12 protein-coding genes and 1 pseudogene are annotated in these 15,422 nt (G+C 67.6%); 8 read left to right on the top strand and 5 right to left on the bottom strand.

Features of this window, described 5'->3' with window-relative positions:
- Nucleotides 1-16 precede the first annotated feature (16 nt).
- Nucleotides 17-808 (bottom strand): TM2 domain-containing protein, encoded by a 792-nt coding sequence (locus NQ038_RS15345; protein ID WP_306427588.1) that lies wholly within the window; start codon nucleotides 806-808, stop codon nucleotides 17-19.
- A gap of 136 nt (nucleotides 809-944) precedes the next feature.
- Here NQ038_RS15345 and NQ038_RS01395 point away from each other — a divergent pair, with 136 nt between their 5' ends.
- From NQ038_RS01395 to NQ038_RS01420, 6 genes are all read left to right on the top strand, one after another.
- Complete coding sequence (locus NQ038_RS01395) at nucleotides 945-2,108, top strand: amidohydrolase (protein ID WP_257048196.1); 1,164 nt, start codon at nucleotides 945-947, stop codon at nucleotides 2,106-2,108.
- A gap of 53 nt (nucleotides 2,109-2,161) precedes the next feature.
- A complete protein-coding gene (locus NQ038_RS01400) occupies nucleotides 2,162-3,496 on the top strand; it encodes an MFS transporter (protein ID WP_257061610.1) in 1,335 nt (444 codons plus the stop codon).
- Between the two features lie 50 nt (nucleotides 3,497-3,546).
- Complete coding sequence (locus NQ038_RS01405) at nucleotides 3,547-4,113, top strand: amino-acid N-acetyltransferase (protein WP_257048199.1); 567 nt, start codon at nucleotides 3,547-3,549, stop codon at nucleotides 4,111-4,113.
- A 61-nt stretch (nucleotides 4,114-4,174) separates the two neighbouring features.
- On the top strand, nucleotides 4,175-6,772 hold the full coding sequence (locus NQ038_RS01410) for an excinuclease ABC subunit UvrA (protein ID WP_257061612.1): 2,598 nt from the start codon (nucleotides 4,175-4,177) through the stop codon (nucleotides 6,770-6,772).
- An 82-nt stretch (nucleotides 6,773-6,854) separates the two neighbouring features.
- A complete protein-coding gene (locus NQ038_RS01415; protein WP_257048201.1) occupies nucleotides 6,855-7,409 on the top strand; it encodes a hypothetical protein in 555 nt (184 codons plus the stop codon).
- Nucleotides 7,409-7,744: a transcriptional regulator gene (locus NQ038_RS01420; RefSeq protein WP_257048202.1), complete on the top strand. Its 336-nt coding sequence runs from the start codon at nucleotides 7,409-7,411 to the stop codon at nucleotides 7,742-7,744. Before NQ038_RS01415 ends, NQ038_RS01420 begins: the two co-directional genes overlap by 1 nt.
- Nucleotides 7,745-7,896: 152 nt before the next feature.
- Here the strand turns inward: NQ038_RS01420 and ilvD are convergent, their stop codons facing one another.
- Nucleotides 7,897-9,756, bottom strand: coding sequence for a dihydroxy-acid dehydratase (gene ilvD, locus NQ038_RS01425; RefSeq protein ID WP_257048203.1), 1,860 nt, complete (start codon nucleotides 9,754-9,756; stop codon nucleotides 7,897-7,899).
- Between the two features lie 38 nt (nucleotides 9,757-9,794).
- Nucleotides 9,795-10,814, bottom strand: coding sequence for an A/G-specific adenine glycosylase (locus NQ038_RS01430; protein ID WP_257061614.1), 1,020 nt, complete (start codon nucleotides 10,812-10,814; stop codon nucleotides 9,795-9,797).
- A gap of 39 nt (nucleotides 10,815-10,853) precedes the next feature.
- Here NQ038_RS01430 and NQ038_RS01435 point away from each other — a divergent pair, with 39 nt between their 5' ends.
- On the top strand, nucleotides 10,854-11,585 hold the full coding sequence (locus NQ038_RS01435) for a hypothetical protein (protein WP_257061616.1): 732 nt from the start codon (nucleotides 10,854-10,856) through the stop codon (nucleotides 11,583-11,585).
- Between the two features lie 50 nt (nucleotides 11,586-11,635).
- Here NQ038_RS01435 and radA read toward each other — a convergent pair whose 3' ends face one another.
- A complete protein-coding gene (gene radA, locus NQ038_RS01440) occupies nucleotides 11,636-12,997 on the bottom strand; it encodes a DNA repair protein RadA (protein ID WP_257061617.1) in 1,362 nt (453 codons plus the stop codon).
- A 167-nt stretch (nucleotides 12,998-13,164) separates the two neighbouring features.
- Here radA and NQ038_RS01445 point away from each other — a divergent pair, with 167 nt between their 5' ends.
- Entirely contained in the window at nucleotides 13,165-13,863 is a 699-nt protein-coding gene (locus tag NQ038_RS01445) for a bifunctional 2-polyprenyl-6-hydroxyphenol methylase/3-demethylubiquinol 3-O-methyltransferase UbiG (RefSeq protein ID WP_257061619.1), read from the top strand.
- Nucleotides 13,864-13,872: 9 nt separating this feature from the next.
- Here NQ038_RS01445 and NQ038_RS01450 read toward each other — a convergent pair.
- Nucleotides 13,873-15,294 (bottom strand): annotated as a pseudogene (locus NQ038_RS01450) (GMC family oxidoreductase); the annotation flags it as partial.
- Between the last annotated feature and the right edge of the window lie 128 nt (nucleotides 15,295-15,422).

The raw sequence follows: 15,422 nt of genomic DNA on the forward strand, positions 1-15,422 counted from the left end.
CCCAGTGGCGGTTTGCTCAGTATTGGTTGGGGCCCGAGGCCGGGGGCACGTTGTTGTTCGGCCACTGGGCGTTTCCGGACCCGAACACCGGCGGGCCCGAAGGGGACTGCGGAGCTGCCGGGGTCGAGCCCGGAGCGGAGCCGGCGGGCTGGGAACCGGTCGCAGGATACACGGGAGGCGCAGACGGCGCCGCGTTCGGCTGCGGGGCAGAGCCGGCCGCCGGTGCAGAACCCTGAACCGGCGCCGAACCGGCCGCCGGTGCCGAGGGCGCTTGGGGTGCGGGCGCCGAGCCCTGCGCATTCGGGGCCGAGGGGTAGGCCGGTGCCGAGGGATAGGCCTGGCCCGCCGAGGGGTAGGGCATCCCAGCCGAGGGGTAGTTCTGTGCTGCGGGGTAGCCCTGCGGCAGCTGCCCCTGAGACGGTGCGCCCGGCATCTGCTGTGGGGAGGGGTAGGCGTAGCCGGGCTGCGAGGCGCCGGCGCCCGGGGCCATCACGCCGTAGCGGCGGAAGATCTCCTGCTGCTTGCGCGTATTGACCTCCCTGATGATGCCGTTGATGAGGAAGGCGTCGATGATCAGCCAGATCCACACGGGGATCCAGAAAATCAGGCCGATGCCGACGAACCAGATCAGAATCCAGCCGATGGCGTAGAGGATCGTCATGGTGACGGCGCTGCCCGTGCGGCCCAGATAATAGCGGTGGGCGCCCAGTGAACCGAGGAAGAGCCAGAGCAGCCATGCGGGGAGGGGGGTCTTCTTCTCATTGTCGTAGGCCATCTGTGCGGCCACGAGTTGGGTCTGATCATTCATCGGCGGTCTGCGATTCTGTTTGCGGATTCTGTGTTTGGCGATGTTGTCGATAACAGGTTTCCCTCAGCCTAACGCAAGCCCCATCACACTCGGATGCAACGACCGGGCGCGGTTTCGGCGGTGGAAGAATGAACCCATGCCAGCAGATACGCGCAATACCGACCCGAAGAACACCCCGGCCACAGCAGCCCGGGCGACCATCACCGGGATCGAACCGGCTCTGGTGACCCTGAGCCACACCATCCACGCCGATCCGGAACCGGGTTCGCAGGAGTTCCACGCTCTGGCCCACCTGGCCGAATTCGCCCGGGGTATTCCCGGCACGCAGGTGACAACCGGCATCGGCGGGCTGGAGACTGCGCTACTGGCCACCGCCGGTACCGGGGACTTCGGGATCACCATCTGCGCGGAATACGATGCGCTGCCCGGAGTGGGCCACGCCTGCGGGCACAACATCATCGCCGCAGCGGCCGCCGGCGCCTTCGCGGCCCTGGCCCCGCTGGCGGACGAACTGCACGCCACCGTCCGCCTGCTGGGCACCCCGGCCGAGGAGACCACCGGCGGCAAGATCGACCTATTGGACGCCGGCGCCTTCGCCGGGACCTCGGTCGCCATGATGATCCACCCCGCCGACCACGATTCCACCGGGATGCGGCCCTACGCTTGCGCCGGCTACACGGTGCGCTTCCACGGTCGCGCCGCCCACGCCTCGATGGCCCCGCAGAAGGGTGTCAACGCGCTGGACGCGCTGACGGTGGCGCTCACCGCGATCGGTCTGAACCGTCAGCAGCTGGCGGCCGACCAGCAGATCCACTATGCGGTGCACTCGGGTGGGAGCGCCTCGAACGTCATCCCCGCTCTGGCGGAAGCCGAGTTCATGGTCCGCGGCGGTACGCAGGATTCCCTGGCCGCCGTCGACAAGGTCCTGCAGCGCTGCCTGCGCGCCGGCGCCCTGGCCGCCGGCGCCACCGTGGAGATCGAGGAGATCGGCAAACCGTATCTGGACATCGTGCCGGATCCACAGCTCGAGGCGATCTTCGCCGCGCATTCGGCCGAACTGGGGCGCCCGTTGCCGGGGCCCTCGCCGCTGGCCGGGTCGACGGATATGGGCAATGTGTCCCACCGGTTCAGGGCGATCCATCCGATGCTGGGCCTGGGGGAGGGATGTCCTCCCATGCACAGTCCGGAGTTCGCGCGCTTCGCGGTGTCCGAGGCCGGCGACCGTGCCGTGCGCGATGGGGCCCTGTGTATGGCCCTGACCGGGATCGATGCGGCTCTGGGCGCAACCTCAGGTGTATAGTTTTCCACTGTTACTAAAAGTTATGCATCAGTGGATGCGGCAGCGAAGGAACTATGACCAACCAGGCCCCAGTAGCCACACCCCGGCCCCCGGAATTCAGCCATAAGAAGGCGATGAAGGCCGGAGTCGCCTCGTTCGTCGGAACCTCGATCGAGTGGTACGACTTCTACGTCTACGCGACCGCCGCCGCGCTGGTGTTCCCACAGCTGTTCTTCCCCGAACAGAACGCCTTCGTGGGAGTCCTGGCGTCCTTCGCCACCTATGCGGTCGGCTACTTCGTCCGGCCCCTGGGCGGGATCGTGTTCGGCCACATCGGCGACCGGATCGGGCGGCAGAAGTCCCTGGTGCTCACCCTGCTCATCATGGGTGTGTCCACGATGCTGGTGGGCTGTCTGCCCGTCTACGAGACCCTGGGCGCCGGTGCTCCCATCCTGTTGGTGCTGCTGCGGGTCGTGCAGGGCCTGGCGGTGGGCGGCGAATGGGGCGGCGCCGTGCTGCTGGCCGTGGAGAACGCGCCGGAGAAGTACAAGGGCTTCTACGGTGCCTTCCCCCAGGTGGGCAATGCGATGGGCGCCCTGCTGTCATCGGGCATCTTCGCCCTGCTGACCATGCACGGCTCGGAATTCCTGGAATCCGGCGGCTGGCGCATCCCCTTCCTGGTGTCGGCCGTGCTGATCGCCGTGGGCTACTGGGTCCGCCGCACGGTCGAGGAGACCCCGGTGTTCAAGCAGGAGCTGGCGGCCCGCGCGGCATCGGGCGACAAGCCGAAACTGCCCCTGGTCCAGGCGATCAAGGAGAACTGGCCTGCCATGCTGTTGGCCGTGGGCCTGACGCCGATCTCCGGTGCCGGGTACTACGTCATCACAACGTTCGCCACCAGCTACGCCACCGGCGAGCTGTCCGATATCCATATGGACGCCAATCTGTTCCTGCGCGTGCTGTCAGTGGCGTCCTTCTGCGAATTGATCTCCACCCTGATCATCGGTTGGTTCGCCGACAAGATCGGACGCAAGCGCACCATGGCCGTATCGCTCTTCGTGTTCTGCGCCCTGTCCATTCCCATGTTCCTCACCCTGTCCACCGGCCCGGTCTGGCTGATCTTCCTGCTCTTCGCCCTGACCCGCGTGGCCGTCAACGGCTCCTGGGCACCCATCTCGGCGATCATGTCGCAGATGTTCAAACCGGGATCGCGCCAGACCAGCCTGTCGTTCTCCTACAGCGTGGCCGCGGCCATCTGGTCGGGCCTGACCCCACTGCTGGCCACCGGCCTGTACGGGGCGACACACTCGATCTGGTCCGTCATCATCATGCTCGTGGCCATGTCCCTGCTCAGCCTGGTCTGTCTGGCCCTGGCCCCGCAGCGCACGGACGATGAGGTCTTCGCCTGAACCACCACGGTCCCCAAACGACCACCGCCGACGAATGGAAGAATGAACGCATGACGGCCGACACCGACTCCGCTGACCACTTCGCCCCGCGCCCGCTGCCCGGCGGCCTGTACATCCGCCGCGCCCGCGTGGCCGATGTCGCAGCGATCCGTGCGCTGGTCGCCCCGCTGGTGGACCAGCGGATCCTGGTGGAGAAGGACCACGTCAACTACTTCGAGGCCCTGCCGGAATTCCAACTGGTCGTCGACCTGCACGCGGACGGGACGGAGACCCTGGTCGCCTGTGCCGCCCTGCACGTGCTGTGGACCGACCTGGCCGAGGTCCGCACGGTCGCGACGAACCCGGACTACCGCCGCCGCGGGGTGGGCCGGGCGCTCATCACCCAGATGCTGGCCGACGCCCGCGCGATCGGGGTGTCCCGGGTGTTCTGCCTGACATTCGAGACCAGCTTCTTCGCCGGCCTGGGTTTCGAGGCGATCGAGGGCACACCCGTATCGCCCGATGTCTACGGCGAACTGCTGCGCTCGCACGATGAGGGCACCGCCGAGTTCCTGGACCTGGCTCGGGTCAAACCGAATACCCTGGGCAATACGAGGATGATCGTCCACTTGGAGTGACTCCGGACGGGCTCAGGACGGGCCTCGGCCGGGCTCCGGAGCGAAGGGAGCGAACCGCCGCATGTCAGAACAACCGCAGGTCATCGAGGTCCGTGGGGCCCGGGTCCACAACCTGGCCGACATCGACGTCGACATCCCCCTGGGGAAGCTGGTGGCGGTGGCCGGGGTCTCCGGGTCCGGCAAGTCCTCCTTGGCCGTGGGCGTGGTCTATGCCGAGGGCTCGCGGCGCTATCTCGAGGCGTTGTCAACCTATACGCGCCGCCGCCTGACCCAGGCCTCGCGCCCGGCCGTTGACAGTGTCAGACACGTGCCGGCGGCCCTGGCCCTGCGCCAGCGCCCCGGCCAGGCCGGCATCCGCTCGACCTTCGGCACCTCCACCGAACTGCTCAACGCGCTGCGCCTGCTGTTCTCCCGCATCGGCTCCCAGGCCTGCCCGAACGGCCACCATGTGGCACCGACTTCGAACGTGGCCCGCGAACACGAGATCGTCTGCCCGGTGTGCGACGCGCGCTTCTTCGGCCTGGGCGCCGAGGCCCTGGCCTTCAACTCCGCCGGCGCCTGCCCCGGGTGCTCGGGTACCGGGACCGTGCGCCTGGTCGACGACACGACTCTGGTCCCCGATGAGTCCCTGTCGATCGAGGCCGGTGCAGTGCTTCCCTGGCAGCTGTTCGGGCTGCGCGTCATGGGGCAGGTCGCCCAGGCCCTGGGCGTGCGCACCGACGTGCCCTTCTCCCGGCTGAGTGATCGGGAACGGGACCTGGTGTTCGCCGGCGAGGCCGTGTCCAGGGAGGTGACCGTGCCGTCGAAGAGCGGCAAGGTCTTCCAGTTCAACGCCGTCTACCACAATGCCCACGACACCGTCGTCGAAGCCCTGCACAAGGCCAAGACCGATAAGGGCCTGAACCGCATCAACCGCTTCCTCTCCGTCCAGACCTGCCCCGACTGCCACGGCACCCGGCTCAACGAGCGGGTCCGCGCCATTGACGTCGACGGGTACGACCTGGCCCAGGTCAGCGCCTGGCCGCTGGCCCGCACGGCCGCCTGGATCCGGGACCTGCCCCAGCGGCTGTTCGGGGGTAGTGACGCAGACACCGCGTCCACCGCGCCACGGCCCGCGGCCGAAGAGCTGCCCGGACTGCGCGCCATGGCAGCCGGGATCGGCGGACAGTTCCTCGACACCGCCGGAATGCTCATGGACCTGGGGCTGGGCTACCTGGGCCTCGACCGCGCCCAGTCCACCCTGTCCACCGGCGAGCGGCAGCGCGCGGAACTGGCGCGGGCCGTGCGCAATGAGACCACCGGGGTGCTCTATGTGCTCGACGAGCCCTCGATCGGCATGCACCCATCGAACATTCGAGGCCTGCTCGAGGTGATCCGCCGGCTGCTGGCCGACGGGAACTCCGTGATCGTCGTCGACCACGATGTGCAGGTGCTGCGCGAGGCGGACTGGCTGCTGGAGATCGGCCCCGGCTCCGGCTCCGAGGGCGGCCGGGTCGTAGCCCAGGGTCCGTTGGATCAGATGCTGTGCGAGGAGCGGTCCCGGATCGCACCATTCATCAGGGCCGAGGCGCCGGAGCGGGTGCGCGCGTACGTGCCCACTGGGGAGGTGTTCGCCCACGGGAGCCTGAGCCTGGGCACCGCACCGCTGCACACCGTGCACGCCCTGGATGTGGAGGTGCCGATCGGCAGGCTGACCGCGGTGACCGGGGTGTCCGGTTCTGGCAAGACCACCCTGGTGCTCGAATCCCTGGTTCCGGCCCTGCGGGCGGCCGGTGGTGATTTGCCGGAGCACGTCACGCACATCGACCCCGCGGGCATCAAACGGGTCAATGTGGTCGACGCCAGCCCGATCGGGGTGAACGTGCGCTCGACGGTGGCGACATATTCCGGGGTGATGGACGAGCTGCGGCGCGCCTATGCGAAGACCCCGGCTGCCAAAGCGGCCGGGTTGAAAGCGGGGGCCTTCTCCTACAACACCGGCGAGTTGCGCTGTAGCGAGTGCGACGGCACCGGGCAGACGAGCCTGGACGTGCAGTTCCTGCCGGACATCGACATGGAGTGCGCCGTGTGCCATGGCTCCCGCTACGGCGCGCGGGCCGACGGGGTGCGCCTGGAGTTAGCAGCCGGAGATGGAGGTGCCAGCGCCGAGCCCGGCGCGACGCTCACCCTGCCGCAGGTCCTGGGCCTGAGCGTGCGCGAGGCCGCCGCCGCGCTGTGCGGTACCCCGGGGTTGAAGAAGGCCGCCAGGGTGTTGGAGACCCTGGTCGAACTTGGCCTGGGCTATCTGACCCTGGGCGAGGCGACCACCGCTCTGTCCGGCGGCGAGGCACAAAGGCTGAAGCTGGCCGGCGAGGTGGGCCGGGACCAGTCCGATGCGCTGTTCGTCTTCGACGAACCCTCGATCGGCCTGCACCCCTTGGACGTGCAGACCCTGCTGCGGGTGCTGCAGCGGTTGATCGACGGCGGGGCCACCGTCGTGGTGATCGAGCACGATCTGGACGTCATCGCCAATGCCGACCACCTGATCGATATGGGGCCAGGCGGTGGTGCCGACGGCGGCCGGATCGTGGCCACCGGTACCCCGGAGCAGCTGGCCGCCGGTGCGAAGTCCACGGATGCTGCCGGGGAGAGCGTGACCGCGAAGTACCTCTCCGCATGAAAGTAGTTGCCAGGTTGGAAAGTGAATGCTCTAATGGAAAGCATTAGATCGCAGACACGCAACGAGGCAAAGGAGCCCAGCCATGCAACGCGAACCAGAATCAAATGCCGGAGTGGGGCGTGGCCGCCCGGAGGCCGCGAACTCGGGAGCCGCAGATGATCGGGCCCTGTCCGCACAGCAGGCCGGAGAACTGCTGGACCGGGTGGGGGATGCCGAACGGAACACGCCCACCCCGGTCCCCGCAGCGCTGATCTCCCTGGGAATCATGTGCGCAGCCGCATCCCTGTACCTGCTGGCCCGCTACTTCGACATCTCCGAGGTGTCGCAGCCGGGCTCGCTGTCGCTGGAAACCACGCTGCTCATCTTCCTCCTCGCCTGGATCGCAGTCGCCATCGTGATCCTGTTCCTGTTCCGGGAGCGCTGGCGCCGCGGGATGGGCCTGCGCTGGTCGATCTACATCGGATGCTGGGCAGTGCTGTGGATCCTGGGGCTCGTGGTGGTTCCGCAGGCCGCACTCCTGTGGATCGCACCGCTGTTTCTGCCGCTGCTGGTCATCGCGGTGGCCACGGAGGCCGGATACTCGCGTCGGCCCCGCATAGACGGAACCCGTGGAACCGCATCCCGAGGAGGCGCCTGATGCCCGTGCGGAATCAGGGGGAGGCTGAGGGACCGCAGCGGACCCACCCGCGTTTCGCCCTGGAACCCGCTCTGGCCAATCCCGTGCGATTCTCCCTGGTGGCGGCGCTGGCCGCGGTGGAACGCAGTTCCTTCGCGGACCTCAAGGACGATCTGCACATCAGCGATTCCGCACTGTCCAAGCAGATCTCGGAACTGGAGAAGGATGGGTTTGTGCGGGTGTCCAAGGGGTTCGTGGGCAAGCGGCCGCGCACCACGGTGTCCCTGAGCCCGGAGGGCCTTAAGCGCTGGCGGGCCCATCTGGACGTCCTGCGGACCATCGCCGGCACCGGCTGATATGGGACCGCAGCCGGGCAGTTCGGACCGGACCGAGCGGAAGGCGCGAAAACGGCCTCGGGCCACATGGGCCACCCGAAATAACGGGTGATCCACGTGGCCCGAGGCCGTTCCTGCGCTCATCGGCGACTATTGCAGCGCCGACCAAGCGGTCAGGCGTCCAGCAGCTCCGTATTGCGCACTGCGCCCTTGTCGGCCGAGGTCGCCAACAGTGCATAGGCCTTCAGCGCCCGGCTGACCTGGCGGTCGCGGTTCTTCGGCTTGAAACCGCCATTGGCCTTGAGCTCCTCGCGACGGCGGTCCAGCTCTGCGTCATCGACCATCAGCTCCAGCTTGCGCGAAGGGATGTCGATGAGGATCTGGTCCCCGTCCTCGATCAGCGCGATATCGCCACCGGCCGCGGCCTCGGGCGACATATGGCCGATCGACAGGCCCGAGGTGCCGCCGGAGAAACGGCCGTCGGTGATCAGTGCGCACTTCTTGCCCAGCTTGCGTCCCTTGAGGAACGAGGTCGGGTGCAGCATTTCCTGCATACCCGGGCCGCCCTTGGGGCCCTCGTAGCGGATGACGACGACGTCGCCTTCCTTGACGGTCTTGTCCAGGATCTTCTGGACCGCCTCCTCCTGGGATTCGCAGACCACGGCCGGGCCCTCGAAGTGCCAGATGGATTCGTCCACGCCCGCGGTCTTGACCACGGCGCCGTTGGGAGCCAGGTTGCCGCGCAGCACGCCCAGCCCGCCATCCTTGGTGTAGGCATGCGGGAAGGCGCGGATGCAGCCGTTCTGGTCGTCCAGATCCAGTTCTGTCCACTCATTGGACTGGCTGAAGGCCTTGGAGGACCGCACGCCGCCGGGGGCGGCATGCCACAGCTGCCAGGCCTCGTCGGTGGCCTTGCCACCGCGCACATCCCAGTCGTCCAGCCACTGGTTCAGGCTGGGGGAGTGGACCGAGTGGACGTCCTGGTGCAACAGGCCCGCGCGGTTGAGCTCGCCCAGCAATGCGGGGATGCCGCCCGCGCGGTGGACGTCCTCGACGTAGAAGGTCTTGCCGTTGATGGTGTTCGGTGCGACCTTGGCCAGGCACGGGACGTTGCGCGAACGCTCGTCGATGTCCTCGAGGTCGTAGTCGACGCCGCCTTCCTGGGCCGCGGCCAGCAGGTGCAGGATCGTGTTGGTCGATCCGCCCATCGCGATGTCCAGGGCCATGGCGTTGTCGAAGGCGTTCTGCGTGGCGATATTGCGCGGCAGCACGGATTCGTCGCCCTCGTCGTAGTACCGGTGGCACAGATCCACGACCGTCTGGCCGGCCTTTTCATACAGGGCGCGGCGGGCGGTGTGCGTGGCCAGGGTCGAGCCGTTGCCGGGCAGTGACAGGCCGATGGCCTCGGTCAGGCAGTTCATCGAGTTGGCGGTGAACATGCCCGAGCAGGATCCGCAGGTGGGGCAGGCGTTCTGCTCGATGAGGTTCATATCCTCATCGGAGACATCGTCGTTGGCCGCCTCGCTGATCGCGTCGATCAGGTCCAGCGTCTTGATCGACCCGTCGGTCAACGTGGTCCGGCCGGCCTCCATCGGCCCACCGGAGACGAAGACGACGGGGATGTTCAGGCGCATGGCGGCCATGAACATGCCCGGGGTGATCTTGTCGCAGTTCGAGATGCACACGATGGCGTCAGCGCGGTGCGCCTCCACCATGTATTCGACGGCGTCGGCGATGAGCTCACGGCTGGGCAGCGAGTAGAGCATGCCGTTGTGGCCCATCGCGATGCCATCGTCGACGGCGATGGTGTTGAATTCGCGCGGAATGCCGCCGGCTTCCTTGATGGCGTCGCTGACGATGCGCCCCACCGGCTGCAGGTGGGTGTGGCCCGGGACGAATTCGGTGAAGCTGTTGGCAACCGCGATGATCGGTTTGCCGAAGTCCTTCGAATCGACCCCTGCGGCGCGCAGCAGCGCCCTTGCACCGGCCATATTGCGACCGTGCGTGACTGTTCTGGATCGAAGTATTGTCATGCCCCGATTGTCTCACTCATATCGCGATTGTCCCAGTATCAGGGCAGTGTGATCCCACTTTCTGAGACCCGGGCGAGGCCGTCGGAGACCAGATCGGCAATTAGGCCCGAGGTTCGTTCCTCATTTCCCAGTTCCCGCACCCGCATGATCGCCTTCTGCACGGCGGCGTCGAAGGACTCCATGGCGGTGGGATCGAAGCGGAGCACCGGAGCGGTGAACAGATCGACGGGGACCGGCGCCGGCCCGGCCTGGCGCAGCACGGCCATGATCGCCCCGCGCAGTTGCCGGTCCGTGCCGGCCCAGGCCTGTGTCTTGGGCTTGTGCGCCGCAGGCGCCGCGGGCCTCCCCGCGCGCAGCCAGGTGCAGTCGGCGGCCAGCGGGCAGGCAGCGCAGTCCGGATTGCGCGAGGTGCACACCAGCGCGCCCAGCTCCATCAGTCCCGCGTTCCACGCGACATGGGCCGGCGGCCCTGGCACGTCTTCCCCGCGTGGCACCAGCTCCAGGGCCCAGGCCTGCTCCAGCTTCGACAGGGCCGCCTTGGGGTGCTCGAGGGCGCGGAAGGCCCTGGCCAGCACCCTGCGGATGTTGACGTCGAGCACCGCGACCCGCTGTCCGTAGGCGAAGGACGCTACCGCCGCGGCGGTGTAGGTGCCGATGCCTGGCAGGGCCAGGAGCTCGTCGATATCATCGGGTACCCGGCCCGTCGGCAGGGCCGCGACGGCGGCGGCGCACTCCTGTAGGCGCAGGGCCCGGCGGGGGTAGCCCAGGGTGTCCCACATCTTGAGCACCTCGGCGGTGGGGGCCGCGGCCAGGTCGGCTGGTTCGGGCCAACGGGCCATCCATGCCTCCCAGCGGGGCGCCACCCGCGACATGGGAGTCTGCTGGCTCATCACCTCGGACACCAGCACACCCCATGCGGTGGTGCCGGGGCGTCGCCATGGCAGGTCGCGGGCGTGCGCGGCGAACCACGAGGTGATCGCCCCGTGTGCACGTTTCAGGACAGGAGAGGGGACATGGGGAAGTTCGGTGCCGAGTTGGGTGTTGGTGGAGCGTGTCATCGTCTGCTCACCCCCTAAGCCGGATAGGCTGAAGGGGATATGTCTCCTTCCACGAATGGTCCAGGGGGTGCGCGGCCCGGTACGCGCCCTGCACAAGGTCAGTCACATCTCACGGGGCACAGGCGACTGCCCGCGGCAGTCTACCGCAGGCGCAGGATTGCCCTGGTCGCGCTCACCCTGCTGGTGGTCGTCCTGTTCATCGTGGGCATCAGCCTGCTGGTCGGCGGCCTGAAGAAGGGCAAGGCCTCCGCGCAGGACGATCCGGCCCAGCAGGCCGCGGCGGCTCAGGAGACGGAGGCGTCCACGCCGACGCCCACTGCTCCGGTTCCCGTCGGCGATGAGGCCAGCGGCATGTGCGATGAGGGCGCGGTGCAGATGTCGGCCAAGACGGACAAGAAGTCGTATAAGCCCGATGGCATGGTGAAGATGGTCCTGACGGTGAAGAACGCCAGCGGGGAATCCTGCAATATCGCCGTGGGCGTCAAGCAGCAGGACTTCCAGATCAAGCAGGGCGATAAGACAGTGTGGAGTTCGCGCTTCTGCCAGACGGGCACCGTCGACGACCAGACCGCGACCTTCGCGGCCGGTGCGTCTAAGGACGCCAAGCTGGAGTGGCATATGGAATCGGTTGATGACAAGTGCAATCGGGTCGCCGACGAGGTTCCCGCCGGCGACTACCAGTTGGTTGTGAAACTGGGCGACAAGTCGACCGCGCCGGCCGGTTTCAAGGTCGAAGCGTCGAAGTCCACCGAGAAGGCCAAAGAGTCCTAGGCACGGGGGAATCCTGGGCACGGGGGAGTCCTGGGCCAGGGCGGTCGGCCCTATGGCATCACCACTTGCAGGGCCTCCCCCAGATCCTCGCATTCCCTGATGCGCATTCCCGCGGGCGCCTTTACATTCTCCAGACTGCCCCTGGCCACCACCGCATTGGTGATGCCCAGGCGAGCCGCCTCCGAGAGCCTGCGGCCCACATCGGGGACCCGGCGGATCTCCCCGGACAGGCTGATTTCACCAATGGCCACCAGCCTGCTGTAGACCGGCCGGTTCGCCATCGCCGAAGCCAGGGCCAGGCACACCGCCAGGTCTGTGGCCGGTTCCGTGACCTTTGCCCCACCCACAGTGGAGACGAACACGTCCTGTTTGGTCGAGTTCTCCAGGGTCTTCGAGAGCACGGCCAGGTTCATCGCCACCCTGGAACCGTCCACCCCGGAAACGGTACGGCGCGGGGAACCGCCTGCGGCCTCGGTCACCAGGGCCTGGACCTCGACCACCAGGGGGCGGCGGCCCTCCTGGGTGACGGCCAGGCAGGTGCCGGGTGCGGCCTTGCCCGAACGGCTGAGGAACAGGCCGGAGGGATCCTCGAGGCTTTCGATGCCGCCCTCGGTCATATCGAAACAGCCCACCTCGTCCGTGGGGCCGAAGCGGTTCTTCAAAGCGCGCAGCAGGCGCAGGCGGGAATGTCGGTCGCCTTCGAAGGAACAGACCACGTCCACCAGGTGCTCCAACAGGCGGGGGCCGGCGACGTTGCCGTCCTTGGTGATGTGGCCGACCAGCACCGTGGGAATGGCATGTGTCTTGGCGGTGCGGATGACGGCCGCCGCCACTTCCCGTACCTGGGTCACACCGCCGGGCACGCCTTCGACCTCTGCTGATGCGAGGGTCTGCACGGAGTCCACCACCAGCAGATCGGGGGCTTCGGACTCCACCATGCCCAGCACGGTGCCCAAGTCCGTTTCCGCGGCCAACAGCAGATTGTCCTCCAGCGCATTGATCCGCCCGGCCCGTAGCCGCACCTGCCCTGCCGATTCCTCGCCGGTGACGTATAGAACCTTGGACTTCGCCCGCGCCGCCCTGGCCGCCACGTCCAGCAGCAGGGTGGACTTGCCCACGCCAGGTTCCCCGGCCAGCAGCACCACGGCCCCTGGCACGAAGCCGCCGCCGAGCACCCGGTCGAGTTCGCCCACTCCGGTGGGCCAGGCGGTGGCGGTCTGCGGATCGATGTCGCTGATTCGTTGCGCCTGCCTGCCGGGGACGGGTTTGGCCACCTTCGTGCGCACCGCGGCAGAGGTGGAGTTCCCCTCCTCCAGCGTGCCCCACTGGTGGCACTGCGGGCAGCGGCCCAGCCATTTGGGGGACTGGTAGCCGCAGTCCGTGCACTGATAGACCGAAGACGTTTTAGCCATGTCCCCAGCATCGCACGAGCCACTGACACGCCTCCCCACCCCGCCTCCCCTGGAGTTCCACTACTTACCGAAATGTCGGAAACATCGTGCGGGAGCGTTCCCATTCACCATTTCGTCAAGTAGTGGACAGGCAGGGGGAAAGGTGGACGGGAAGTAAACTGGGCGCCATGAGTAAGAACCGCTGGCGCGCCATCGTCGCGAACAACCCGGAGCACTCGCAGAGCTACGCCGATCGGTGGAAGGAACTGGAGCGCACCGGTCACGACATCGACGGCGAGGGCCGGTTGATCGATGCGATCTCCCAGCGCGGCTCGACCATCCTGGACGCCGGCTGCGGCACCGGCCGTGCCAGCCGCAGTCTGCTGGCGGCCGGGCATTCCGTGGTGGGCGTCGATCTGGATCCCGTGCTGGTGGCCGCCGCACAGGACGACTACCCCGCAGGCGAATGGCTGGTGGGCGATCTGGAGAAGCTCGAGGTCGAGCCGGGCGGTCCGCTGGACCGCCGCTTCGACGTGGTGTTCTCCGCCGGCAATGTGATGGCCTTCCTGGACCCCGCGCGCCGGGCCTCGGCGATCGCCTCGCTGGCGCTGCGCCTGGCCGACGACGGCAAACTGGTGGTGGGCTTCGGTGCCGGCCGCGGCTACGAGTTCGAGGACTTCTTCGCCGACCTGTCCGCCGCCGGCCTGGGCATCCAACAGCGCTTCTCCACCTGGCAGCTGGACCCCTTCGGCCCGGACTCGGACTTCCTGGTCTGCATCGCCCGCCCGGGCCGGGCCGGCGGGGACGCAGCCCGGGGCCCGGACGAGGACGACGAAGGCGCCCGCCCCGTCGGAATCGATGCGGGCGGGCGCCACTCGCTGCTGTAGGGCCCCGGCTCAGATACCCGCGGACTTCAGCTGGTCGGCGATGTATTCGGCCTGCCGGATCGCCAGGGCAACGATCGTCAGCGTCGGATTCGCCGCCGCCGAGGTGGTGAACACGGATCCGTCGGAGATGAACAGATTCGGCACATCGTGGGCCCTGCCCCACTTGTCGACCACCCCGTCCTCGGGCCGCTCACTCATCCGGGCAGTGCCCAGATTGTGGGTCGAAGGATATGGCGGGGTCCGGTGCGAACTCTTCGCCCCCACGGCGGAATACAGCGCCTGAGCGTGCTGATAACCGTATTCGCGCATCGCCAGATCATTCGTGTGATCGTCGAAGTGGACATTGGGCACGGGTAGTCCGAAGGCGTCCTGGACCGATCCGTTGAGGGTCACGGCATTGGACTCCTGCGGCATGTCCTCGCCCACGATCCACATACCCGCGGTGTTCTTGTAGGCGTCGATGATGTCGGTGAAGGCCTTGCCCCACAGACCCGGCTCCACGAAGGACGCCAGGAACGCCGGTCCCAGGGAGATCGTCTCCATGTAGAAGCCGCCTGCGAATCCGCGCGAGGGATCGTGGACGGACTCGTCGGCGATCAGGCCCGCCATCGTCTCGCCCCGGTACATGCTCACCGGCTTGTCGAACTGGGCATAGACGGATCCCGTCAGGTGCCGCATGTAGTTCCGGCCCACCTGGCCCGAGGAGTTCGCCAGGCCGTTGGGGAACTGCGCAGTGGCGCTCATCAGCAGCAGGCGCGGGGTCTCGATCGAGTTGCCCGCCAGACACACGAGCTTGGCGGCCTGCCTGTGCATATTGCCCTCGGAGTCCAGATAGACCACGGCATCGGCGCGGCCGGAGGAGTCGTGGGTGATCTGGATGGCCTGGGATTCCGGACGCAGGTCCAGCAGTCCGGTCTCCTGGGCGCGGGGGATCTCCCTGACCATCGTCGACCACTTGGACTTGTTCTTATCGCCCTGGAAGTTGAAGCCGTCCTGGATCGAGGCGGGCCGTCCATCATAGGGTTCGGCGTTCGTGGCGTAGGGGCCGGTCGCATAGTGCTTGTAGCCGAGCTGTTCGGCGCCCCCTGCCAGCACCTTGTAGTTGTTGTTCGCCGGCAACGGTGGACGGCCGTGCCGGTGGGTTGAGCCCATCGCCTTCTCCGCCCGGTCGTAATAGGGCTCCAGGTCGGCCAGGCTGATCGGCCAGTCGAGCAGATTGGCCCCGTCGAGGTGTCCGTAGACGCTGCGGGTCTTGAACTCGTGGGCCTTGAACCGCGGTGTTGCGCCCGACCAGTGGGTGGTGGTCCCGCCCACGGCCTTGACGATCCAGGCGGGCAGGTTCGGGAAGTCCTGGGCGACACGCCAGCTGCCCGAGGTGGTGCGCGGGTCCAGCCAGGCCATCTGGTTGAATGCCTCCCACTCGAGGTTCAGGGGCTCATCCGATTTGGGAGTGTAGTTGGGGTCTGAATCCCCCTGCTTCCAGGAGGCTGCGTGCAACGTAGTTGGTCAGGTTCCGGAAGCCGAGGGCGGAGCCTCGGAGGTGCTCGAGTCTTCCGTTG

This window comes from Brevibacterium sp. 50QC2O2, from assembly GCF_024580675.1.
Lineage (GTDB): Bacteria > Actinomycetota > Actinomycetes > Actinomycetales > Brevibacteriaceae > Brevibacterium > Brevibacterium moorei.

Coding starts and splice junctions, on each gene's coding strand:
- NQ038_RS15345 (WP_306427588.1), bottom strand. CDS start 808: ATGAATGATCAGACCCAACTCGTGGCCGCACAGATGGCCTACGACAAT.
- NQ038_RS01395 (WP_257048196.1), top strand. CDS start 945: ATGCCAGCAGATACGCGCAATACCGACCCGAAGAACACCCCGGCCACA.
- NQ038_RS01400 (WP_257061610.1), top strand. CDS start 2,162: ATGACCAACCAGGCCCCAGTAGCCACACCCCGGCCCCCGGAATTCAGC.
- NQ038_RS01405 (WP_257048199.1), top strand. CDS start 3,547: ATGACGGCCGACACCGACTCCGCTGACCACTTCGCCCCGCGCCCGCTG.
- NQ038_RS01410 (WP_257061612.1), top strand. CDS start 4,175: ATGTCAGAACAACCGCAGGTCATCGAGGTCCGTGGGGCCCGGGTCCAC.
- NQ038_RS01415 (WP_257048201.1), top strand. CDS start 6,855: ATGCAACGCGAACCAGAATCAAATGCCGGAGTGGGGCGTGGCCGCCCG.
- NQ038_RS01420 (WP_257048202.1), top strand. CDS start 7,409: ATGCCCGTGCGGAATCAGGGGGAGGCTGAGGGACCGCAGCGGACCCAC.
- ilvD (WP_257048203.1), bottom strand. CDS start 9,756: ATGACAATACTTCGATCCAGAACAGTCACGCACGGTCGCAATATGGCC.
- NQ038_RS01430 (WP_257061614.1), bottom strand. CDS start 10,814: ATGACACGCTCCACCAACACCCAACTCGGCACCGAACTTCCCCATGTC.
- NQ038_RS01435 (WP_257061616.1), top strand. CDS start 10,854: ATGTCTCCTTCCACGAATGGTCCAGGGGGTGCGCGGCCCGGTACGCGC.
- radA (WP_257061617.1), bottom strand. CDS start 12,997: ATGGCTAAAACGTCTTCGGTCTATCAGTGCACGGACTGCGGCTACCAG.
- NQ038_RS01445 (WP_257061619.1), top strand. CDS start 13,165: ATGAGTAAGAACCGCTGGCGCGCCATCGTCGCGAACAACCCGGAGCAC.